The sequence below is a fragment of the Pseudomonas sp. OF001 genome (genome assembly GCF_904426495.1).
In the GTDB taxonomy this organism is placed as follows: Bacteria; Pseudomonadota; Gammaproteobacteria; order Pseudomonadales; family Pseudomonadaceae; genus Geopseudomonas.
The window spans coordinates 26692-47283 of the sequence record NZ_CAJGBM010000006.1 but is presented as its reverse complement, the minus strand read 5'-3'; the positions used below and the strand labels follow the sequence as shown (position 1 = coordinate 47283).

Here is a 20592-nt window from a genome sequence, read left to right as displayed (position 1 = left end):
TTTCCGTCAGTCGTCGCCTGCGGCCGCTGCGGCGCCACGGCCCTCGCCGAGACGCCCCGGCACATCGAGGCCGAAGTGCAGGTAGGCGTGACGGGTCACCACCCGCCCGCGCGGCGTGCGCATGATGTAGCCCTGCTGGATCAGGTAGGGCTCGAGCACGTCCTCGATGGTATGGCGTTCCTCGCCGATGGCCGCCGACAGGTTGTCGATGCCCACCGGGCCGCCGTCGAACTTGTCGATCATGGTCAGCAGCAGGCGGCGGTCCTGGTGGTCGAAGCCGTGGGCGTCGATGTCCAGCATGTCCAGCGCGCGGTCGGCGATGCTGCGGCTGATCGCGCCCTGGCCGCGCACCTCGGCGAAGTCGCGCACCCGGCGCAGCAGCCGGTTGGCGATGCGCGGCGTGCCGCGCGCGCGGCGGGCGATCTCGTAGGCGCCTTCGGCGTCGATGGGCAGGCCGAGGATGCCGGCCGAGCGGCCGACGATGGTCGCCAGGTCGGCGACGCCGTAGAACTCCAGGCGCTGGACGATGCCGAAGCGGTCGCGCAGCGGGTTGGTCAGCATGCCGGCGCGGGTGGTGGCGCCGATCAGGGTGAACGGTGGCAGATCGAGCTTGATCGAGCGCGCCGCCGGCCCCTCGCCGATCATGATGTCGAGCTGGTAGTCCTCCATCGCCGGGTACAGCACCTCCTCCACCACCGGCGACAGCCGATGGATCTCGTCGACGAACAGCACGTCGCCCGGCTCGAGGTTGGTGAGCAGCGCGGCCAGGTCGCCCGGGCGTTCCAGCACCGGCCCCGAGGTGCTCTTGATCGACACGCCCATCTCCTGGGCGATGATGTTGGCCAGGGTGGTCTTGCCCAGCCCCGGCGGGCCGAAGATCAGGGTGTGGTCCAGCGCCTCGCTGCGTCCGCGCGCGGCGCGAATGAACAGCTCCATCTGCTCACGCACCACCGGCTGGCCGATATACTCGGCCAGCTTGAGCGGGCGGATGGCGCGATCCTGCTGCTCCTCGCGCTCACGCGGGCTGGCGGTGACCAGGCGGTCGGCTTCGATCATCGGGATTCACCCACGGGTTCAGGCCATGCCCTTGAGGGCACGGCGGATCAGTTCTTCGCTGGACAGGTCGGCAGCGTCCACCAGACTGACGGCGCGACTGGCCTCGGCCGGCTTGAAGCCCAGCGCCACCAGGGCGCTGACCGCATCGGCCTCGGCGCTGGAAACCGCCGGTGCACGCGCCGGCTCCACCACCAGCGGGGCGATGGCCGGCATGCTTTCCCAGACCTGGAAACGGTCCTTGAGTTCCACCAGCAGACGCTCGGCGGTCTTCTTGCCGACCCCCGGCACCCGCGTCAGCGCCTTGGTGTCGCCGGCCTGCACGCAGCGCACCAGCTCGTCCACCTCGAGGCCGGACATCAGCGCCAGGGCCAGCTTGGGACCGACGCCGTTGAGGCGGATCAGCTCGCGGAACAGCTCGCGCTCGCGCTTCTCGGCAAAGCCGTAGAGCAGCTGGGCGTCCTCGCGCACCACCAGGTGGGTGTGCAGGGTCAGCGCCTCGCCGACGCCCGGCAGGCGGTACAGGGTGGTCATCGGCACCTCCAGCTCGTAGCCGACGCCATTGACGTCGACCAGCAGGTGCGGCGGCTGCTTCTCCGCCAGGGTACCGCGCAAACGTCCGATCAAGATGGGCTCCTCGGGTTACAGGCGCAGGCGCCCGCCGCGCCGGCGGGCGGTGGCCAGGCCATGGGGAATCAGGCTCTGCCGGTGGTGGGCGTGACAGAGGGCGATGGCCAGGGCGTCGGAGGCGTCGATCTGCGGCTTCTGCAGCAGGCCCAGCAGGTGCATGACCATCAGCTGCACCTGCTGCTTGTCCGCCGCGCCGCTGCCGACCACCGCCTGCTTGACCTGGCTGGCGGTGTACTCGGCGACGCTCAGCCCCTCCTCCACCGCCGCGACTATCGCCGCGCCGCGCGCCTGGCCGAGCTTGAGCGCGGAGTCGGCGTTGCGCGCCATGAACACCTGCTCGATGCCGAGCATCACCGGTCCGTGCAGGCGGATCACCTCGCGCACGCCACGGTAGACCTTCTGCAGGCGCTCGGGCAGCGGGCCGTCGCCGGTGCGGATGCAGCCGGAGGCGATGTACTCGCAGCCGCGCCCGGTGTCGCGCACCACGCCGTAACCGGTGATGCGCGAACCGGGGTCGATGCCGAGGATCAGGGTCATGCAGGGGTCATCCGCCTTGTCCGCCAGCGTCACTCACTGGCTATTTATCCAGCCGCGAGTATAGGTGCCCCCTGCCGCGTCGTCACGCCCGACACGCCGGAGCATGACGACGCGCCCAAAAACAAAGCCGGAAGGGACGGGGCTCCTTCCGGCTCGGGTCACACCGACACCTGGCCTCAGCCGAGCTGCTCCATGATCTCGTCGGGGATCTCGGCGTTGTGGTAGACGTTCTGCACGTCGTCGAGGTCTTCCAGCATGTCGATCAGCTTGAGCACCTTCTGCGCGGTCTCCAGGTCGGTGATCGGCGCGGTGATCGACGGGATCATCGCCACCTCGGCCTCGTCGCCCTTGAAGCCGGCGGCGGTCAGCGCCTCGTTGACCGACAGGAAGTCGGCGAAGGAGGTGTACACCTCGACCGAACCGTCCTCCTCGGCGACCACGTCGTCGGCGCCGGCTTCCAGCGCCGCCTCCATCAGGGCGTCCTCGTCGACGCCCGGGGCGAAGCTGATCTGCCCCTTGCGGTCGAACATGTAGGCCACCGAACCGTCGGTGCCGAGGTTGCCGCCGCACTTGCTGAAGGCATGGCGCACTTCGGCCGCGGTGCGGTTGCGGTTGTCGGTCATCGCCTCGATGATGATCGCCACGCCGCTCGGCGCGTAGCCCTCGTAGCTCAGCTCGACCATGTTGTCGGCTTCATTGGTGCCGGCGCCGCGGGCGATGGCGCGCTCGATGACGTCACGCGACATGTTGGCAGTCAGGGCCTTGTCCACCGCCAGGCGCAGGCGCGGATTGTCAGCCGGGTTGCCGCCACCGTGTTTGGCCGCGACGGTCAGTTCGCGGATCAGCTTGGTGAAGATCTTGCCGCGCTTGGCGTCCTGACGTTCCTTGCGGTGCTTGATGTTGGCCCATTTGGAATGACCTGCCATGACTCTCTCCGTCGTGTTGCTGGTGGATCTTGTACTTTTGCCGCGCCGAAACTGAAGGAGCCTGGCTTAACCAGGCTCCTGTGTCGGCTTATTCGGCCTTGGGCTGCTCGCGCAGGCGGATGTTCAGTTCGCGCAGCTGCTTGGCGTCGACCACGCCCGGCGCCTGGGTCATCACGCAGGCGGCGCTCTGGGTCTTCGGGAAGGCGATCACTTCGCGGATCGAGCTGGCGCCGGTCATCAGCATCACCAGGCGATCCAGGCCGAAGGCCAGGCCACCGTGCGGCGGCGCGCCGAACTTCAGTGCATCGAGCAGGAAGCCGAACTTCTCCTGCTGCTCTTCCTCGCTGATGCCGAGCACGCGGAACACGGCCTGCTGCATTTCCTTGCTGTGGATGCGGATCGAACCACCGCCCAGCTCGGTGCCGTTGAGCACCATGTCGTAGGCGCGCGACAGCGCGGCAGCCGGGTTGGCCTCCAGTTCCTCCGGGCTGCACTTCGGCGCGGTGAACGGGTGGTGCATGGCGGTCAGGCTGCCGTCGTCGCTTTCCTCGAACATCGGGAAGTCGACCACCCACAGCGGGGCCCATTCGCAGGTCAGCAGGTTCAGGTCGTGGCCCAGCTTGACGCGCAGGGCGCCGAGGGCTTCGGAAACGATCTTCGCCTTGTCGGCGCCGAAGAACACGATGTCGCCATCCACCGCACCGACGCGATCGAGGATCACGTTGATGTTGTCCAGCGGGATGTTCTTGACGATCGGCGACTGCAGGCCCTCGACGCCCTTGGCGCGCTCGTTGACCTTGATGTAGGCCAGGCCCTTGGCGCCGTAGATGCCGACGAACTTGGTGTAGTCGTCGATCTGCTTGCGCGGCATGCTCGCACCGCCCGGCACGCGCAGGGCGGTGACGCGGCACTTGGGATCGTTGGCCGGGCCGGCGAACACCTTGAACTCGACATCCTTGAGCTGGTCCTCGACGTCCACCAGCTCCAGCGGGATGCGCAGGTCCGGCTTGTCCGAGCCGTAGCGGCGCATGGCTTCGGCCAGGGTCATGTGCGGCAGCTCGCCGAACTCGACGTCCAGCACTTCCTTGAACAGGTTGCGGATCATGGTCTCGGTCAGGCCCATGATGTCCTGCTCGTCGAGGAAGCTGGTCTCGATGTCGATCTGGGTGAATTCCGGCTGACGGTCGGCGCGCAGGTCCTCGTCGCGGAAGCACTTGGCGATCTGGTAGTAGCGGTCGAAGCCGGCGACCATCAGGAGCTGCTTGAACAGCTGCGGCGACTGCGGCAGGGCGAAGAAGCTGCCGGCGTGGGTGCGGCTCGGCACCAGATAGTCGCGCGCGCCTTCCGGGGTGGCGCGGGTGAGGATCGGCGTCTCGACGTCGAGGAAGCCGTTGTCGTCCAGGTAGCGGCGGATGCTGCTGGTGATGCGCGAGCGCAGCTTCAGCTTTGCGGCCATCTCCGGGCGACGCAGGTCGATGAAGCGGTAGCGCAGGCGGGTCTCCTCGCCGACGTCGCTGTACTCGTCCAGCGGGAACGGCGGGGTCTCGGCCTGGTTGAGCACTTCCAGCTCGTAGCCCAGCACCTCGATGGCGCCGGAGGCCATGTTCGGGTTGACCGCACCGGCCGGGCGCAGGCGCACCTTGCCGGTGATCTTCACCACGTACTCGCTGCGCACGCGGTCGGCCTTGGCGAAGGTCTCGGCGCGATCCGGGTCGAACACCACCTGGGCCAGCCCCTCGCGGTCGCGGATGTCGAGGAAGATCACTCCGCCGTGGTCGCGACGGCGATGGACCCAGCCGCACAGGGTGACTTCCTGGCCGTCCAGGCTTTCGTTGAGTTGGCCGCAATAGTGGCTGCGCATCATGGTCGGTTCGCTTCTCAAAGGTCAGTCGTGGATTGCCGGCGGCGGTCGCTCCGCGGTTGCCGTGGGCAACCGCTGCCGCCACGGCCGCCGGCGCGACGCAGGCACGCGGGCAGCAGGCCTTGCCGTGATAAAGGGCGGGGATTATAGCCTGAAACAATCACGCGGCGCAGGCCCTGCGGCCCGCCGCTGGCGCCATCGCCGGCGGCGCTTTTCCCGGCCCGCGCATCATGCTGGCGCGCGAGAATGCCGCTTGGCCGCAGCCCGCCGGAAGGCTGCCACCCTCGGCGCACCGACAGCCGCTCCGCACAGCGCACCTGCAGGTCCCCACCCCGCCAGGCGAGCGCCTTTGCCCAACGGCGCAATTGAGCGCTGCCTGCCTTTACGGTTAAATAGCCGCCGCGTCCGCACCGCTCGCGTCAATTTCTCGCCGAGGCCGTCGCGGCGCCGTCCGGCCTGACCTGTACGCCCCTCTCCGGGCGTTCCCCTTCCCGCTTCGCCCCCGTCACGCCCGGACGCCATCGTCAGTATCCGTCGTTACCAAGGTGAGTTCTTTGAGCATATTGAAAACCGTCCATCTCCTATCGGGCGCGGCCGCCCTGCTGCTGTCGTTCGTCCCCAGCCTGCGCGCCGACGCCCTGCCCTGGCTGCAGCAGCCCGACGCCCTGTACCTGGCCTTCACCGGCCTGGCCAACCTGCTGGTCGCCCCCCTGGCCGATACCACGCGCGTGCGCCTGCAGCGCCTGGCCAGCGCCCTGCTGCTGCTTGCCGTGATCCTGCAGAGCCTGACCCTTCTGGTGCCGCTGAATAGCCTAGGCGGCCAGCCGGCGGTGCTGCTGTGCCTGCTCGCCCTGGCCCTCGCGGCGCTGGTGCAACTGCTGCCGCAGCCGCGTGCGGCCGCCTCCGAGGCCGCCGCCGCGCCGGCGGCACAGACCGCCCAGCGCGCCCCGCAGCGCCCGGCGCCGAGCGCCAGGCCGGCCGCCGCCACCAGCCGCGGCGAGGCGAGAAGCCCGCGCGAAGCCGGCACGGTGAAGTGGTTCAACACCTCCAAGGGCTTCGGCTTCATCTCCCGCGACAGCGGCGACGACATCTTCGTGCACTTCCGCGCCATCCGCGGCGACGGCCACCGGGTGCTGGTCGAGGGCCAGCGCGTGGAGTTCACCGTGGTCCAGCGCGACAAGGGCCTGCAGGCCGAGGACGTGCAGATCCTCGAGGACTGAGCCCCTTCGCAACGACAGCGCCCGCCAATCGGCGGGCGCTGTCGTTTGCGGACCCGGTCATTCGTGACCCGGTCATTCGTGATCCGGTCATTCGCGACCTGCTCAGTAGTGCGGCGGCGGCGCCTCGTCCTCGGCGGGACCGATCTGGCCGACCAGCTCGGCCTGGCGCGCGGCCAGCGCGGCGATCTGGCGCTGCAGCAGATCGATCAGCCGGCCCTGGGCGAGCAGCTCGTCGCTGAGCTGCTGCAGGGTGTCGTCCTGGAAGGCCAGGCGGGTTTCCAGTTCGGTGACGCGCAGCTCCAGACTCATGCGGCCTCCGGGGCGAAGCGGAAGTCCTCGGGATCGAGCACCAGGCGCAGCTTGGCGCGCACCTCGCGGACCTGCTCCGCGGTGTAGGGCTGCGCCGGCTGGCGCCCCCACACCGGCGCCGGCCAGGCGGCGTCGTTGCGCCGCCGCACGATCACGTGCATGTGCAGCTGGCTGACCACGTTGCCGAGGGTGGCGACGTTCATCTTGTCGGCCTTGAAGGTGTCCTTGAGCAGCTCGGCGAGCAGCAGGGTCTCGCGCCACAGCGAACGCTGGTCGGCCGCGTCGAGCTGGAACAGCTCGCTGACCTCCTCGCGGCGCGGCACCAGGATGAACCAGGGATAGCTGGCGTCGTTCATCAGCAGCAGGCGGCACAGGGGGAAGTCGCCCATGTGCAGGGTGTCCTGCTCCAGGCGCGGATCGAGGGCAAACATGGCTGCATCTCCTTGGGATGGGGTGGCGATGCGCGCCAGTGTGCCACAGCTGCCTCCTCAGCTGGCCGGCGACAGGCCGCGCGGCAGCCACACCTCGACCTGCAGCCCGCCGAGGGGCGACTCCGCCAGCTGGATCTCGCCGCGATGCAGCTCGACGATGCGCTGCACGATGGACAGCCCCAGGCCGGCGCCCTGCCCCTCGCCCTGGCGATAGAAGCGGCGGAACAGCAGCTCGCGCTGCTCGGCCGGCACGCCCGGACCGCTGTCGGCCACCCGCAGACCGACGCGCTGTGCCTCGACCTGCAGGCTGACGGCGATGCGCCCGCCCGCAGGTGTGTACTGCACGGCATTGCCGACCAGATTCTGCAGCAGGGTGCCGAGGCTCGGCGCATCGCCCAGCAGGCGGTGGTCCGCCATGTCGTCGCAGTCGAAGCTCAGCTCCTGGTCGCGCTCCAGCGCCAGCGGGATCAGCTCGGCCAGCTCGCCGCGCACGTAGCTCGCCAGGTCCAGCTCGGCCATGCCCAGCTGGCGGGCAGCCGGCTCCAGGCGCGCCAGGGTCAGCAACTGGGTCACCACGCGGGTGGCGCGCTCGACCCCGGCCACCAGCTGGCGCAGGGCCGCCTCGCGGTCGGCGGCTTCCGGCGCCTCCAGAGCGTTCTGCGCGTGGATGCGCAGCACCGCCAGCGGCGTGCGCAGCTCGTGGGCGGCATCGGCGAGGAAGCGCTTCTCCCGCTCCAGCAGGGTGGTGACCTGGAGGAGCAGGCGGTTGAGGGCAGCGACCATCGGCTCCAGCTCCTGGGGCAACGGCGCCAGGGTCAGCGGGGCGAGGTTTTCCGCATCACGTGCCTTGATCAGCCCGACCACCTGCTGCAGCGGTCGCAGGCCGAGGCCGACCGCCGACCATACCAGCAGCGCCAGCAGCGGCAGGCCGACAAGGTCGGGCAGCAGGCTGCGCAGGGTGATGCTGCCGACCAGTTCGCCACGCACATCCTCGCGCTCGGCGACCAGGATCCAGTGGCGGTCGGCCAGGTCCTGGCGCACGAACAGCCGCCACTTCGCATCTGCCAGGCTCAGCGTGTGGTAGCCGACCAGCCGCTCGGCCCGGGCGGCCAGCGACACGCCTGCCGGCGCCTGCGCGCCGGTCTGCTGCAGCAGGCTGGCCAGCAGCCCGGGGGGTGCGCTGGCCGACTGCAGCAGCACCTGTCCCCGCCCGTCGAGCACCTGGAAGGCCAGCTTGGTTTCGTAGCGGTGCCCCTCGACGAGCGCCGGGCCACCATCCGGCTCGTCCCGCACGCGCAGGGCGGCATCCAGCGCCTGCTGCAGGGTCGCACGCAGCGCCGGCGACAGCTCGCCGCCGACCATGCCCTCGAGCAGACGCGCACTCTGCGCCAGCTGGGCATCGAACAGCTCCTCGATCTCGTGCTTGGCGTCGCTGTAGCTGAGCCAGGAGATCACCGTCAGTGCCAGGATCAGCACCCCCAGCACCCGCGCCAGGGTGCGCGAGCGGATCGAGCGCAGCCTCACGCCTTGTCCACCAGATAGCCGACGCCGCGCACGGTGCGGATCAGCTCGGGGAAGAACTTCTTGCGCAGGTGGTGCACGTGCACCTCGAGGGCGTTGCTCTCCACCTCCTCGTCCCAGCCGTAGAGCACCTGCTGCAGCCGGTCGCGGGTCAGCACCCGCCCGGGCTGGGCGAGCAGCTCGTGGAGGAGGAGAAACTCCTTGCGCGGCAGGTTGACCGCCACGCCCTGGAAGGTCACCTGCTGGCTGTCCGGCTCCAGACGGATGCCGCGGTACTCCAGCGCCGGCTGGGCGCGACCGAAACTGCGCCGCAGCAGGGCGCGCAGGCGCGCCTTGAGTTCGGCGACGTCGAAGGGCTTGACCAGGTAATCGTCGGCGCCGGCATCGAGGCCGGCGATGCGGTCGCTGGTGGCGTCGCGCGCGGTGAGCACCAGCACCGGCATCGCATTGCCGGCGCCGCGCAGGCGGCGCAGCACCTCCAGGCCATCCATGCGCGGCAGGCCGAGATCCAGCACGCACAGATCGAAATCCTCGTGACTGAGTGCATGCCAGGCGCTGGCGCCGTCCTGCACCCAATCAACGGTATAGCCCTCGGGCTTGAGCGCAGTGCGGATACCCTCGCCCAGCCCCCTGTCGTCCTCCACCAGCAAAATCCGCATCCACACCTCCTCGATTCGGGACCCTGACCGGCACGAAAACGCCGGGCGGGCGAGAGTATCGCACCCTCGCCGACCCGGCGCTCGAATCGTCGCCGGCGACTCAGCGCAGCTTGGCCCGCGCCTTCTCCAGCAGTGCCTGGGCCTCCTTGCGGCGGCCGGCGTCGGCCACCTCGCGCCCCGGGCGCGGCGGTGCCGCCAGCGCCTGCTCCAGCACCTTCTCGGCTTCGGCATAGCGCTTCTCGCGCAGCAGGAAGTCGCCGTAGAAGTAGTTGGGGTCGATGCCATCGGGATTGAGGGTCAGCGCCTGCTTGAGCAACTGCTCGGCGCGCTCGTCGTCGCCGAAGCCGACCGGCCAGCCCGGCACCTGATAGTAGAGCGAGCCCAGGCTGGTATAGGCCGAACCATCGAGGGCCTTGGGATCGAGTTCGATCGCCCGCTCGAACTGGCTGCGCGCCTGCTTGACCAGGTCCAGGGCGCCCAGCCCGCCCTTGGCGCCGGCCCAGGTGCTGAGGATGATGCCGTTCCAGATCAGCAGCTCGGGGGCCTGCGGCTCGGCCTTGACGACGGCCTCGGCCTCGCCCGCCAGCCTGGCGAAGGCAGCCTCGCGCTGCGCCTCGGGCAGTTGGTAGTTGATCTCGGCCCAGCGCCCCTGCAACTGCTTCAGGCTCTGCTCGCCGGCAGCGGTGAGGGCGAAGCTCGGCAGGCTGAGCAGCAGGGCGCCGCCGAGGACCAGATTGCGCACGAAGGATTTCGACATGGTTCCACTCCATTCCCGGGATACGTGCTCGCTGGCCGGCCTCGGGCGCAGTCGCCGCGCCCCCGGACCGCACCAGCTCAGCATCGACGACACACAGCCAGCAGGGGCTGCGCCGCTCATGACTTGCCGCGCGCGAAGCGCTGGATGATCGGCAGCTGCTTGCGCAGCGCCTGGTCGACAACCCGCGGCAGCAGGCTGTTGAGACGCACGAAGAGCTTTTCCGGCCAGCCGAGGTAGAGCTCCTCGCTTTCGCGACCGATGGCGGCGACCACCGCCTCGGCCACCCAGGCCGGGTCGTCCATCGCCACCTTCAGCTCGTCGTTCATCGCCACCACGCTCTGCTCGTTCATGCCGGTGCGGGTGGCGCGCGGGGCGACGTACATGACCTTGACCCGGGTGTCGGCCAGCTCGCGGCGCAGCGCCTCGGAGAAGCCGCGCAGGGCGAACTTGCTGGCGCAGTAGGCGGCGAAGCCCGGGTAGCCGATGGAGCCGAAGGTCGAGCCGATGTTGACCACCAGCGCCCGCTCCTGCTGGCGCAGCATCGGCAGCAGGCGGTGGGTGAGCTGCAGGGTGGCGGTGACGTTGAGCTGGACCAGGGCGGCGATGGCCTCCTCGTCATGCTGCTCGAGCAGGCTGAAGTGGTTGACCCCGGCGGCGTTGATCAGCAGGTTGATGCCGCCGAAGCGGCGCGCCGCCTGCAGCACCGCCTCGCGCCCGGCGCTCTCGGTGATGTCGGCGCACACGCTCTCGGCGCGCCCCTGGCAGCGCTGCGCCAGCTGCGCCAGGCGCTCGGCCTGGCGGCCGACCAGCAGCAGGCGCGCGCCGCCCGCGCAGAGGTGTTCGGCCAGCTGCTGGCCGATGCCGCCGGTCGCGCCGGTCAGCAGGATGCGGCAATCAGGCAGTCGCATGCTGACTCTCCCGCGACAGCGGCAGGCTGCGGAACATGTCGCCGTACAGGCGGTAGACCACCTTGGCGGTGTGCACCACCGCGGCCTGGTCGTCGGCGTCGTCGAGGCGGTTCATCAGCTTCTCGAAGAAGGCGACGTGACTGATGTCCAGGCTGCCGTGCGAGGTCAGGTAGCTGAACGCCTGCGCCGGCAGCTGCAGGCGATCCTGGATGATCTGCGCCGCCTGGGTCGCCAGGGCGATGCTGGTGCCCTCCAGCACGTTGACCATGCCGAAGAAGCTCACCGGGTTGCAGCGGGCGATGCGGTCGTAGACATAGCTGACCATCAGCTCAGTGGGCAGGTTGGGCGTGGCCTGGCGCACCGCCTCGGCGTCGGCGCCGCAGGCGCGGATGTCGTTGAGGATCCACTCCTGGTGGCCGTACTCCTCCTCGATGTACTCGGCGATCGCGCCCCGCAGCCACTCCAGGCGCTCGGGCAGGCGCGCCCCGCAGGCCATCAGCAGCGGCACGGTGTGCTTGACGTGGTGGTAGGCCTGGCCGAGGAAGGCGACGTAGCTCTCCAGGCTGATCCGCCCGGCCATCACCTCGGCGAAGATAGGCGCCGCCAGCAGGTACTCGCGCTCGGCCTGGGTCTGCTGCTGCAGGGACTCGTAGAAACTCATGAAGGCTGTTCCTCTTGAACTTGGACGCTCGCCTCGGCGAGCAGACGTTCGATGGCACTGCGGTAATGCTGATACAAGGCGGGGCGGCGCAGCCGGCCGTTGCTGGTGGCCAGGCCGCCGGCCTCGCTGAAGGGCTGTTCGGCGCGCAGCCAGAAATGCACGCGGGCGTAGTCGGGCAGACCGGCGTTGACCGCATCCACCGCCGACTGCAGCAGCGCATCGCTGGCCTCGCCGCGCGGCACCAGCACCGCGACGTTGGCCGGCAGCGCCTCGCCGTGCAGCCAGGCCTGGGCGATCGGCAACTGCTGGACCAGCTCGGCCTCCACCCACTCGGGATTGACGTTGCGGCCGAAGGCGGTGACGAACTGGTGCTTCTTGCGCCCGTGCAGGACCAGGAAACCGTCCTCCCAGTGGCCCAGGTCGCCGCTGCCCAGCCATTCGCCCGGGCGCAGAGGGTCGCCGAGGTAGCCGAGGAAGGTCGCCCCGCGCACCAGCACCTCGCCGTCGTCGGCCAGGCGCACCTCGGCGTGCGCCAGCGGCCGGCCGACGCTGCCGATGCGGCGCGCCTCGGGCGTGTTCAGGCACACCACCGAGGCGCACTCGGACAGGCCATAGCCCTCGAACACCGGCAGGCCCAGGGCCTCGGCGCGTTCGAGCAGCTGCGGCGCCACCCGGCCACCGCCGACGGCGATGAAGTGCAGCGAGTCCGGCAGCGGCTGGCCGCCCTCGGCGGCGGTGACCAGCGCCAGCAGTTGCTGCGGCAGCAGGATCAGGCTGCTCGGCCGCACCCGCGCCAGGCTGGCGAGGAAGGCGGGCAGCTCGAACTGGCTGGCACCGCGCATGCCGACCGCGGCCAGTGGCGGGATTTCCAGGCAGGCGCCGATCAGCAGCGGCGCATAGTTGCCGGCCAGGTTCTCCAGCAGCACCGCCAGCGGCAGCACGCACAGGTGGCGCTCGATGCCGCTGCCGGCGGTGGCCGCGGCGATGCTCTGCGCCACGTTCAGCATGGCCTCGGCCGACAGGCACACGCCCTTGGGCTGGCCGGTGGTGCCGGAGGTGTAGGTGATCTTCGCCGTGCCGGCCGGCAGCGGCGCCGGGTCACTCACCTCACGCTGGCACAGGGCGCCGCGCGGGACGAAATCCAGGGCGACGAAGCCATGCGGATCACGGGTGACCAGGGTGTCGACGCCGGCGCTGTCCAGCACGTGGCGCTGCTGTGACGGCGAGAAGAACCCCGGCAGCGGCACGCAGACCAGGCCGGCCAGCAGGGCGGCCAGATCCCAGAACAGCCAGTCGGGGCCGTTGTCCAGGGCGATCGCCAGGCGCCGCGCCCCGCACTGGTGCAGGAGGGCCCGGCGTGAGTCGATTTCGTGCAGCAGTTCGGCGTAGGTCCACTGCCGGTCGGCGCCGCGCAGGGCGATGCGCGTACCGTGATCAGCCAGTTGCTGGCGGAAACGTTCAACCGCAGGCGACATGGGCGAGCTCTCCGTCCAGTGCATGGCGCGGCTGGTAACCCAGCCGCCGGTAGATGCCCAGCGCCTGCAGGCGCTGGTGGGCGGCCAGCACGTCGCCGACCATCACCTGCGGCTGGGTGGCGTAGTAGCTGCCCCAATCGGCCAGCTCCGCACCGAGGCGCTGGCCATCGGCCGGGCCCAGGTGCAGCAGGCTCAAGCCCAGGCGCTGGAAGCTGTTGAGCAGCAGCGGAGTGCCCGTGAAGGCCACCCAGCGAAAGCCCGCGGTGGCCAGCAGCTCGGTGAGCGACACGATCAGCAGGCGGGCATAGCCGCCGCCCACGGAAGCCAGGTTGCCGACCTCGGCGATCCGCCCGCGCGCCGGCAGGCTGCCGCCGTTAAGTTCGGCGATGCGTTGCTCGACCGGCGCATCCAGGTAGTGCTCGAGAAACAGCGAGCCCTGCTGGCCACAGCGCACGCCGAGGGCGGCCTGCAGTTGCTGACCGCCGTCATAGAGCCCCAGCAGGCAGGGCATGAAGTGGCGGATCCGTGCGCCATAGTGTTCGGCGAAGCGCTCGCCGATGAAGTTTTCCAGCTGTCTGCGACGGCTTGTGCACGGCTCTTGCATAGCCAGATGCAACGCCAGTTCGGCATTCGTGCCGACCGTCGCCAGAAAATCGTCCCGACCAGCCTGAAGCGGTGCCATGAATGGGGCCTCCCTCTAGGGTATGAGGCAATTCTGGTACGGCAGACTTAACGCAGTCTTAAGCGCGGATGGGGCGCGGCGGAAACGACGGAAACTTGTCCCCGTCGACAAGCGCGACGAACGCGAGAGCAGGCAACTTCCGCGACACTTGAGCTCCGTGCTATAAGTGACCGCCGACAAAAAGAAAGTCCTGCCCTGTCAGATCCATTCACAGGGCCACAAGTACTTCGAAAAGAAACCTAGGGGCAATCCGATATGCAACTGAAGAAACTGAGCGTCATCGCACTGGCCGTGGCTGCCGCTTCCTCCCAGCTGGCCCAGGCCAGCGCGCAGTCCGAGTCCAAGGGCTTCGTCGAGGACGGCAGCCTGGTTCTGCTGAACAAGAACTACTACTTCAACCGCGACTTCCGTAACAACACTGGTGGCCAGAGCTACCGCGAAGAGTGGGCCCACGGCGTTCTGGCCACCTTCGAGTCCGGCTACACCCAGGGCACCGTCGGCTTCGGCATCGACGCCCATGCGGCACTGGGTCTGAAGCTGGACAGCGGCAAGGGCACCAGCGGCACCGGCCTGCTGCCGACCTCCACCGAGGACTGCAGTGCTGACGGCTGCGCAGCTCAGGATGAGTATTCCTACGCTGGCGGCGCAGTGAAGGCGCGCATCTCCAACACCGAGCTGAAGTACGGCCACCTGATCCCGACTTCCCCGGTGTTCGCCACCGGCACTGCCCGCCTGTTCCCGGGCACCGCCACCGGCTTCCAACTGCTGAGCAGCGAAGTCGACGGCCTGAGCATCGACGCCGGCCACTTCACCGCCATCCGCGACGGCAGCCGCGAAACCAACAGCGATGGTGAAATCACTACCGCCTACGGCCTCGGCGTCGGCGACAAAGTCGGCAGCGCCGACTACCTGGGTGGCACCTACGCCTTCACCGACAACTTCAGCGTCACCCTGTACGGCGCCCAGCTGGAGGACGTCTGGAACCAGTACTACGCCAACCTGAACTACAACATCCCGCTGAGCGACAGCCAGGCGCTGACCTTCGACGCCAACGTCTACGACACCAGCGAAACCGGTGACGAGAAGGCCGGCAAGATCGACAACACCACCTGGTCGCTGTCCGCCGCCTATACCCTGGGCGCGCACAAGCTGACCCTGGCCCACCAGCAGGTCGATGGCGACGTGCCGTTCGACTACATCTCCATGGACGGCCGCAACTACGGCGACTCGATCTTCCTGGCCAACTCGGTGCAGTACTCCGATTTCAACGCGCCGAACGAGAAGTCCTGGCAGCTGCGCTACGACCTGGACATGGCCAGCTACGGCGTGCCGGGTCTGAGCTTCATGGCGCGTTACATCACCGGTGAGGACATCGACGGCACCAAGGCTACCGGTGCTTACAGCTACTACAGCACTGTCGAAGACGGCAAGGAGTGGGAGCGCAACCTGGAAGCCAAGTACGTGTTCCAGGAGGGCGCCGCCAAGGACCTGTCCATCCGCGTACGTCACTCCACCTGGCGCGCCAACAGCGAATTCAATGGCGGCGGCAACATCGGAGGCAACGATCTGGACGAGATCCGCGTGATCACCGAGTACCCGCTGAGCATCCTGTAAGGCTCCTCGGTCGTACCGACGAAACGGAAGCCCGGCCCCGCGCCGGGCTTCTGCTTTTCCAGCCCCGCACAGCCCTCCCCCGCCCTGTACGCCACCAGACCCGCGCCGTACAATGCGGGCATTTTTCCGTTCAGCGAAACCGGATCATCCTGCCCATGCGTACCAGCCAGTATCTGATCTCGACCCTCAAGGAAACCCCCACCGACGCCGTGGTCATCAGCCACCAGCTGCTGCTGCGCGCCGGCATGATCCGCAAGCTGGCCTCGGGCCTGTACACCTGGCTGCCGATGGGCCTGCGCGTGCTGCGCAAGGTGGAGAACATCGTGCGCGAGGAAATGAACGCCGCCGGCGCCCTGGAAGTGCTGATGCCAGCCATCCAGCCGGCCGAGCTGTGGCAGGAGTCCGGGCGCTGGGAGCAGTACGGCCCCGAGCTGCTGCGCATCAAGGACCGCCACCAGCGCGACTTCTGCGTCGGCCCGACCCACGAGGAAGTGATCACCGACCTGGCGCGCAACGAGCTGAACAGCTACAAGCAGCTGCCGATCAACTTCTACCAGATCCAGACCAAGTTCCGCGACGAGATCCGCCCGCGCTTCGGCCTGATGCGCGGCCGCGAATTCCTGATGAAGGACGCCTACTCCTTCCACATGACCCAGGAGTCGCTGCAGGAAACCTACGACCGCATGCACCAGGCGTACTGCAACGTGTTCACCCGCCTGGGCCTGAACTTCCGCCCGGTGCAGGCCGACACCGGCTCGATCGGCGGCACCGGCTCCCACGAGTTCCACGTGCTGGCCGAGTCCGGCGAGGACGACATCGCCTTCAGCGACAGCTCCGACTACGCGGCCAACATCGAGAAGGCCGAGGCCATCCCGCGCGAGAAGGCGCGTGGTGCGGCAACCGAGGAACTGCGCCTGGTCGACACCCCGGACGCCAGGACCATCGACGAGCTGGTCGCCCAGTTCGGCCTGGCCATCGACAAGACCGTGAAGACCCTGGTGGTGCACGCCGCCGAGGAAGGCAAGCTGATCGCCCTGATCGTGCGCGGCGACCACGAACTGAACGAGATCAAGGCCGCCAACCACGAGCTGGTCGCCAGCCCGCTGGTGTTCGCCTCCGAAGCCGAGATCCGCGCCGCCATCGGTGCCGGTCCCGGCTCGCTCGGCCCGCTGAACCTGCCGATCCCCTGCGTGATCGACCGCTCGGTGGCGCTGATCAGCGACTTCGCCGCCGGCGCCAACGTCGACGGCAAGCACTATTTCGGCCTCAACTGGGAGCGCGACCTGCCGCTGCCGGCGGTCGCCGACCTGCGCAACGTGGTCGAGGGCGACCCCAGCCCGGACGGCCAGGGCACCCTGGTGATCAAGCGCGGCATCGAGGTCGGCCACATCTTCCAGCTCGGCACCAAGTACAGCCAGGCGCTCAACGTCTCGGTGCTCGGCGAGAACGGCAAGCCGGTGACCCTGATCATGGGTTGCTACGGTATCGGCGTGTCGCGCGTGGTGGCCGCCGCCATCGAGCAGAACTGGGACGAGCGCGGCATCCTCTGGCCGCAGGCGCTGGCGCCGTTCCAGATCGCCATCGTGCCGATGAAGTACGAGAACGCCGCGGTCAAGGAAGCTGCCGACCGCCTGTACGCCGAGCTGACCGCTGCCGGCTACGAAGTGCTGTTCGATGACCGTGACAAGAAGACCAGTCCGGGCGTCAAATTCGCCGACATGGAACTGATCGGCATCCCGCACCGCATCGTGGTCAGCGAGCGCGGCCTGGCCGAATCGGTTCTCGAATACAAGGGCCGCCGCGACAGCGAGGCGCAGAACGTGCCGCTCGCCGAGATCCAGGCGTTCCTCGCCGCCCGTATCAACCGCTAACCGAGATCATGCCCAGACGCCACCATCGCCTTGCCGGCGCCGCCCTGTGCGGCGCCGTGCTCCTCACCGGCTGTGCCAACCAGCTGCCCCAGCGCAGCGAACTCGAGGAGCGGGTCGAGCGCAAGCTGCTCGACCACAGCCTGCAGATCGACGCCGGCAGCTCGCCGGTGCTCGAGCTGCCGCAGCGGCGGGTGCGCATCCAGGAGCAGAAGACCTTCGAGGTCACCCCGTTCGAGGTGACGCGCCGCTACCAGCGCTACACCCCCTACCAGCCCTGGCGCGAACTCTACGAGATCCCGCTGGGCGCGCTGGCGGTGGTCGCCGGCATCGGCGCCAACGTGCTCAACGTGCCCCTGCTCGGCCACCTGCCGGAAAGCGCCACCCGCGACTGGATCAGCTACGGCTTCGCCGGCCTCAACCCGCTGATGAACGTCGAGTCCAACGGCCGCGCCCAGCAGAACCTCGCCGCGCTCGACGAGCAGCAGGGCGAGCCCCGTCTGGAATACTCCAGCCTGCCCTGGGCCGAGCGTCCGGTGCAGGTGCAGGTCGGCGAGCAGACCTACGAGCTGACCACCAGCCGCAACGGCGTGCTGCGTCTCAACCTGCTCGACAGCCCGTTCGCCGAGCAGGATCTGGGCCACATCGCCAGGCTGCAGCTGCGCGCCGAGGATCCCCAGGGACAGGCCCGCGCCGAAGTCACCCTGCGGCTCAGCCACAGCCTGCGCGGCCGCCTGCGGGAAGCCCACGAGCTGATCTACGCCGACCTGGAGGGCGACGACGTGACCCACTGGGTGCACCGGGTCAAGCGCCTGTCCGAACTGGGACTGGAAGAGGAAGCCAGCGAGCTGGAGCAGAGCCTGATCGAGCTGACCCGCAACGACCCCGAGCTGCAGCAGGAACTGGTCCAGGCGCTGCTCGAGGATGCCGGCCGGGTGGCCAGCGACACGCCCCGCGGCGACTGATCAGCCTCCGGCGCTTTCCCCCGCCGTCCTGCCGGGAGCGGCCGCGCCGAGGGCCGCCGCTCGCTGCGCCGCACGCTGCTGCTTGACCGCATACATGGCGGCATCCGCCTGGCGGAGCAGCTCGAACTCGCTCTCGCCATCTCCGGGATAGAGCGCGATGCCGATGCTCGGCAACATGCATGGCGCGCCCCCCGCCAGCTCGAGCGGCCGCCCCAGGGCCGCGCGAATCTTCTCCGCCACCTGCGGGGCCTGCTCCGCGTGCAGGATGCCCTCGAGCAGCACCACGAACTCGTCGCCGCCGATGCGCGCCACCGTGTCGCTGGCGCGCACCGTCTGCAGCAGCCGGCGCGCCGTCTCCTGGAGCAGACGGTCGCCGGCGGCGTGACCCAGGGTGTCGTTGACCCGCTTGAAGTCGTCGAGGTCGAGGTAGAGCAGCGCCAGCAGCTGCCCGCTGCGCCGCGCACGGGCCAGCGCTCCCTGCAAGCGCTCGGAGAGCAGCTCCCGATTGGCCAGGCCGGTCAGGGCGTCATGCTGCGCGGCGTGCGCGAGGCGCGCGTAGAGGCGCTTGCGCTCGATGGCGGTGGCGACCTGCGCCGAGACGAACTGCAGCAGTTCGCGCTCCTGCTCGCCGTAGCCGGTACCGCCGGCCGGGCTTTCCAGCAGCAGCGCGCCGATGACGCCCTGCTGGCAGTCGAGCGGGACACCGAGCCAGCAGCCATCGTCCGGCTGCACGCCGGCCTGCAACAGCGCCTGCCGACTGCGGACGATCTGCGCGCACAACTCGACGGCAGCGGCGGACTCGGCGGAGGATGGATAGGCGAGCGTCAAGCGCTCGCCGCGCTCATCGCGCAGGGCAACGAAGAAGCCGCGCACCGGCAGCAGCTCGCCGATGATCCGTCGGATCTGCTCGAACAGCGCCAGCAGATCGCTGGCGGCATGGGCCGCCTCGGAGATGGCGTAGAGCGCCGCCTGCAGCCTTTCGGCGCGCCGGCGCGCACTGACGTCCCGCGCCACCGCGATCCGCACGCCGTCGCTCTCCAGCCAGCAGGCCGACCACTGGATATCGGCATAGCGGCCGTCCTTGCGCCGGTAGCGGTTCTCGAAATTGAGCTTGGGCTCGCCGGCCATGATCTCGCGGGCCGCCTGCAGGGTGCGCGCACGATCCTCGTCGGCGACCAGCTCGATCATCGGCCGGCCGATCAGCTCCTCCGGCCGGTAGCCGAAGATGCGCTCGCAGGCGGCGCTGACGGCGAGAAAGCGCCCCTCGACATCGACCACGCAGATGGCGTCCATCAACAGGTCGACGATCTTGACCAGCGGGGGGTGGTTGCCGTTGTTCATCGCAAGGCCCGGAGAAGTGCCGAAGGTACCCGCCGCGGTGCAGCGCAGGCGCCGAACCGGACGGGGCGTTCGGCGTGACGAATATCACATATCCGTGAACGTGCGCCAACCAGGCCGCACGCGCCGCCGTCATGGCAGCGTAGCCCCCAGCGCGCGCAGCCGCTCGCGCAGGCCCGACGCCGTCTGCTCGCCGCTCAGTTGCTCGCGCGCCCGGCCCTGCGGATCGACCAGCCAGGTCACCGGCAGCACCTGGCTGGGCGCCAGCCCCAGGCGCGGCGCCGGATCCTGCGCCAGGTTGGCGTAGCGGATGCCCAGCGCCTCGACGGCGCGGGCCAGTTCCTCGCCCTGCAGGGCATCGAAGTTCACCCCCACCACCCGCACCGGAGCGCTCTGCAGCTCCTCGGCCAGGCGATTGAGCTCCGGTATCTCCCTGCGACAGGGGCCGCACCATTCAGCCCAGTAGTTGACCACCAGCCAGCGGCCCTCCAGCTGTTCCGCAGCCACCGGCCGACCGTGCTGGTCCGGGCCCCAGTCCTCCCCGCCACAGGCGGCCAGCAGCAGGCCGACTGCCAGCGGCAGCAGTCTCCGCCATGTCTTCAGCATCATCTCACTGCCCCCTCGCTTCCCGAGCCACCGCGAGCACATCGGTGCTCCCCGACCACCCTCACGGCCGCCCCACAAAACGACAAAAAACCGACCAATCAGCAAGCGCGCGAATCACAACACCCGAACGGCGCCACAAAACCGCCGAAGACGACTACCTATAATGCCGCCGCTCGAGATCATTCAGCGGAGACTACCATGGCATCCCACCACGACCAGCTGCTGCACACCCTGACCGCCGCCCAACTGGCCGCCGCAAGCCGCCAGGGCAGCCTGGGCAACGGCCGCGTCCTGGAGCTGGAGATCGCCGCCTGGCTGCACCTGCCCGGTCTCAGCGAGCTGCCGGTGTCGCTGCTGGTCAGCTACCTCGACGGCAACCAGTCACACGAGGTACTGATCGACCACGGTCGCCTCGACATGCGCCAGCGCATCCTGCTCTCCGGCGTGGCGCGCCTGCCGGTGCGGCAGCAGCTCGCCGCCGTCGAGCTGCGCCTGCGCAGTGCCGTCGCGCCGCGCAGCGTGCGCATCGAGGACATCTTCGTGCAGCCCGTGACCAGCGTGCTCATCTGAG

The 20592-nt window shown here is 69.2% G+C and carries 21 protein-coding genes and 1 pseudogene; 6 read left to right on the top strand and 16 right to left on the bottom strand.

Features of this window, described 5'->3' with window-relative positions:
- Positions 1–6: 6 nt before the first annotated feature.
- The 5 genes from ruvB to aspS form a co-directional block, all read right to left on the bottom strand.
- A complete protein-coding gene (gene ruvB, locus RA210_RS05020; protein ID WP_201485604.1) occupies positions 7–1056 on the bottom strand; it encodes a Holliday junction branch migration DNA helicase RuvB in 1050 nt (349 codons plus the stop codon).
- An 18-nt stretch (positions 1057–1074) separates the two neighbouring features.
- The gene (gene ruvA, locus RA210_RS05015) at positions 1075–1680 is read right to left on the bottom strand and encodes a Holliday junction branch migration protein RuvA (protein WP_201485603.1); all 606 of its coding nucleotides are present in this window, start codon (positions 1678–1680) and stop codon (positions 1075–1077) included.
- A 15-nt stretch (positions 1681–1695) separates the two neighbouring features.
- Positions 1696–2220, bottom strand: coding sequence for a crossover junction endodeoxyribonuclease RuvC (gene ruvC / locus RA210_RS05010; protein WP_136489834.1), 525 nt, complete (start codon positions 2218–2220; stop codon positions 1696–1698).
- Positions 2221–2396: 176 nt separating this feature from the next.
- Entirely contained in the window at positions 2397–3146 is a 750-nt protein-coding gene (locus tag RA210_RS05005; protein WP_136489833.1) for a YebC/PmpR family DNA-binding transcriptional regulator, read from the bottom strand.
- Between the two features lie 88 nt (positions 3147–3234).
- Positions 3235–5010, bottom strand: a complete 1776-nt coding sequence (aspS, locus tag RA210_RS05000) for an aspartate--tRNA ligase (RefSeq protein WP_201485602.1) — start codon at positions 5008–5010, stop codon at positions 3235–3237.
- A gap of 542 nt (positions 5011–5552) precedes the next feature.
- Between aspS and RA210_RS22160 the strand changes: the two are divergent.
- Positions 5553–5828 (top strand): annotated as a pseudogene (locus tag RA210_RS22160) (cold shock domain-containing protein membrane protein); the annotation flags it as partial.
- Positions 5829–6035: 207 nt separating this feature from the next.
- Entirely contained in the window at positions 6036–6227 is a 192-nt protein-coding gene (locus RA210_RS22155; RefSeq protein ID WP_136489458.1) for a cold-shock protein, read from the top strand.
- A gap of 102 nt (positions 6228–6329) precedes the next feature.
- On the opposite strand, the gene RA210_RS04990 is transcribed toward RA210_RS22155, so the two are convergent.
- From RA210_RS04990 to RA210_RS04950, 9 genes are all read right to left on the bottom strand, one after another.
- Positions 6330–6536 (bottom strand): SlyX family protein, encoded by a 207-nt coding sequence (locus RA210_RS04990; protein ID WP_136489407.1) that lies wholly within the window; start codon positions 6534–6536, stop codon positions 6330–6332.
- A complete protein-coding gene (locus RA210_RS04985; RefSeq protein WP_136489408.1) occupies positions 6533–6967 on the bottom strand; it encodes an HIT domain-containing protein in 435 nt (144 codons plus the stop codon). Before RA210_RS04985 ends, RA210_RS04990 begins: the two co-directional genes overlap by 4 nt.
- 57 nt (positions 6968–7024) lie before the next feature.
- The gene (locus RA210_RS04980) at positions 7025–8491 is read right to left on the bottom strand and encodes an ATP-binding protein (RefSeq protein ID WP_201485601.1); all 1467 of its coding nucleotides are present in this window, start codon (positions 8489–8491) and stop codon (positions 7025–7027) included.
- The gene (locus RA210_RS04975; RefSeq protein ID WP_136489409.1) at positions 8488–9147 is read right to left on the bottom strand and encodes a response regulator; all 660 of its coding nucleotides are present in this window, start codon (positions 9145–9147) and stop codon (positions 8488–8490) included. The genes RA210_RS04980 and RA210_RS04975 overlap by 4 nt, the downstream gene beginning before the upstream one ends.
- A 100-nt stretch (positions 9148–9247) precedes the next feature.
- Positions 9248–9904, bottom strand: a complete 657-nt coding sequence (locus RA210_RS04970) for a TRAP transporter TatT component family protein (RefSeq protein WP_136489410.1) — start codon at positions 9902–9904, stop codon at positions 9248–9250.
- A gap of 116 nt (positions 9905–10020) precedes the next feature.
- Positions 10021–10812, bottom strand: coding sequence for an SDR family oxidoreductase (locus RA210_RS04965; protein ID WP_201485600.1), 792 nt, complete (start codon positions 10810–10812; stop codon positions 10021–10023).
- Positions 10799–11473, bottom strand: a complete 675-nt coding sequence (locus RA210_RS04960) for a TenA family transcriptional regulator (RefSeq protein WP_201485599.1) — start codon at positions 11471–11473, stop codon at positions 10799–10801. The genes RA210_RS04965 and RA210_RS04960 overlap by 14 nt, the downstream gene beginning before the upstream one ends.
- A complete protein-coding gene (locus RA210_RS04955; protein WP_201485598.1) occupies positions 11470–12948 on the bottom strand; it encodes an AMP-binding protein in 1479 nt (492 codons plus the stop codon). Before RA210_RS04955 ends, RA210_RS04960 begins: the two co-directional genes overlap by 4 nt.
- Positions 12932–13630, bottom strand: a complete 699-nt coding sequence (locus RA210_RS04950) for a thermostable hemolysin (protein WP_201485597.1) — start codon at positions 13628–13630, stop codon at positions 12932–12934. The genes RA210_RS04955 and RA210_RS04950 overlap by 17 nt, the downstream gene beginning before the upstream one ends.
- 255 nt (positions 13631–13885) lie before the next feature.
- Here RA210_RS04950 and RA210_RS04945 point away from each other — a divergent pair, with 255 nt between their 5' ends.
- The 3 genes from RA210_RS04945 to RA210_RS04935 all read left to right on the top strand — a co-directional run bounded on the left by RA210_RS04945 (position 13886) and on the right by RA210_RS04935 (position 18077).
- Complete coding sequence (locus RA210_RS04945) at positions 13886–15244, top strand: OprD family porin (RefSeq protein ID WP_201485596.1); 1359 nt, start codon at positions 13886–13888, stop codon at positions 15242–15244.
- A 155-nt stretch (positions 15245–15399) separates the two neighbouring features.
- On the top strand, positions 15400–17115 hold the full coding sequence (locus RA210_RS04940) for a proline--tRNA ligase (RefSeq protein ID WP_201485595.1): 1716 nt from the start codon (positions 15400–15402) through the stop codon (positions 17113–17115).
- Positions 17116–17123: 8 nt separating this feature from the next.
- A complete protein-coding gene (locus RA210_RS04935) occupies positions 17124–18077 on the top strand; it encodes a hypothetical protein (protein ID WP_201485594.1) in 954 nt (317 codons plus the stop codon).
- Here the strand turns inward: RA210_RS04935 and RA210_RS04930 are convergent, their stop codons facing one another.
- Together RA210_RS04930 and RA210_RS04925 are read right to left on the bottom strand one after the other, a co-directional pair.
- Positions 18078–19418, bottom strand: a complete 1341-nt coding sequence (locus RA210_RS04930) for a diguanylate cyclase domain-containing protein (protein ID WP_201485593.1) — start codon at positions 19416–19418, stop codon at positions 18078–18080. It abuts the gene before it with no gap.
- Positions 19419–19547: 129 nt separating this feature from the next.
- Positions 19548–20021 carry a TlpA family protein disulfide reductase gene (locus RA210_RS04925; protein ID WP_201485640.1) on the bottom strand — a complete coding sequence of 158 codons (474 nt, stop codon included), beginning with the start codon at positions 20019–20021 and terminating at the stop codon, positions 19548–19550.
- Between the two features lie 198 nt (positions 20022–20219).
- On the opposite strand from RA210_RS04925, the gene RA210_RS04920 reads away from it, so the two are divergent.
- Positions 20220–20591 carry a hypothetical protein gene (locus tag RA210_RS04920; protein WP_201485592.1) on the top strand — a complete coding sequence of 124 codons (372 nt, stop codon included), beginning with the start codon at positions 20220–20222 and terminating at the stop codon, positions 20589–20591.
- The last annotated feature ends 1 nt before the right edge of the window (position 20592 follow it).

Coding starts and splice junctions, on each gene's coding strand:
- ruvB (WP_201485604.1), bottom strand. CDS start 1,056: ATGATCGAAGCCGACCGCCTGGTCACCGCCAGCCCGCGTGAGCGCGAG.
- ruvC (WP_136489834.1), bottom strand. CDS start 2,220: ATGACCCTGATCCTCGGCATCGACCCCGGTTCGCGCATCACCGGTTAC.
- RA210_RS05005 (WP_136489833.1), bottom strand. CDS start 3,146: ATGGCAGGTCATTCCAAATGGGCCAACATCAAGCACCGCAAGGAACGT.
- aspS (WP_201485602.1), bottom strand. CDS start 5,010: ATGATGCGCAGCCACTATTGCGGCCAACTCAACGAAAGCCTGGACGGC.
- RA210_RS04990 (WP_136489407.1), bottom strand. CDS start 6,536: ATGAGTCTGGAGCTGCGCGTCACCGAACTGGAAACCCGCCTGGCCTTC.
- RA210_RS04985 (WP_136489408.1), bottom strand. CDS start 6,967: ATGTTTGCCCTCGATCCGCGCCTGGAGCAGGACACCCTGCACATGGGC.
- RA210_RS04975 (WP_136489409.1), bottom strand. CDS start 9,147: ATGCGGATTTTGCTGGTGGAGGACGACAGGGGGCTGGGCGAGGGTATC.
- RA210_RS04970 (WP_136489410.1), bottom strand. CDS start 9,904: ATGTCGAAATCCTTCGTGCGCAATCTGGTCCTCGGCGGCGCCCTGCTG.
- RA210_RS04965 (WP_201485600.1), bottom strand. CDS start 10,812: ATGCGACTGCCTGATTGCCGCATCCTGCTGACCGGCGCGACCGGCGGC.
- RA210_RS04960 (WP_201485599.1), bottom strand. CDS start 11,473: ATGAGTTTCTACGAGTCCCTGCAGCAGCAGACCCAGGCCGAGCGCGAG.
- RA210_RS04955 (WP_201485598.1), bottom strand. CDS start 12,948: ATGTCGCCTGCGGTTGAACGTTTCCGCCAGCAACTGGCTGATCACGGT.
- RA210_RS04950 (WP_201485597.1), bottom strand. CDS start 13,630: ATGGCACCGCTTCAGGCTGGTCGGGACGATTTTCTGGCGACGGTCGGC.
- RA210_RS04945 (WP_201485596.1), top strand. CDS start 13,886: ATGCAACTGAAGAAACTGAGCGTCATCGCACTGGCCGTGGCTGCCGCT.
- RA210_RS04940 (WP_201485595.1), top strand. CDS start 15,400: ATGCGTACCAGCCAGTATCTGATCTCGACCCTCAAGGAAACCCCCACC.
- RA210_RS04935 (WP_201485594.1), top strand. CDS start 17,124: ATGCCCAGACGCCACCATCGCCTTGCCGGCGCCGCCCTGTGCGGCGCC.
- RA210_RS04930 (WP_201485593.1), bottom strand. CDS start 19,418: ATGAACAACGGCAACCACCCCCCGCTGGTCAAGATCGTCGACCTGTTG.
- RA210_RS04925 (WP_201485640.1), bottom strand. CDS start 20,021: ATGCTGAAGACATGGCGGAGACTGCTGCCGCTGGCAGTCGGCCTGCTG.
- RA210_RS04920 (WP_201485592.1), top strand. CDS start 20,220: ATGGCATCCCACCACGACCAGCTGCTGCACACCCTGACCGCCGCCCAA.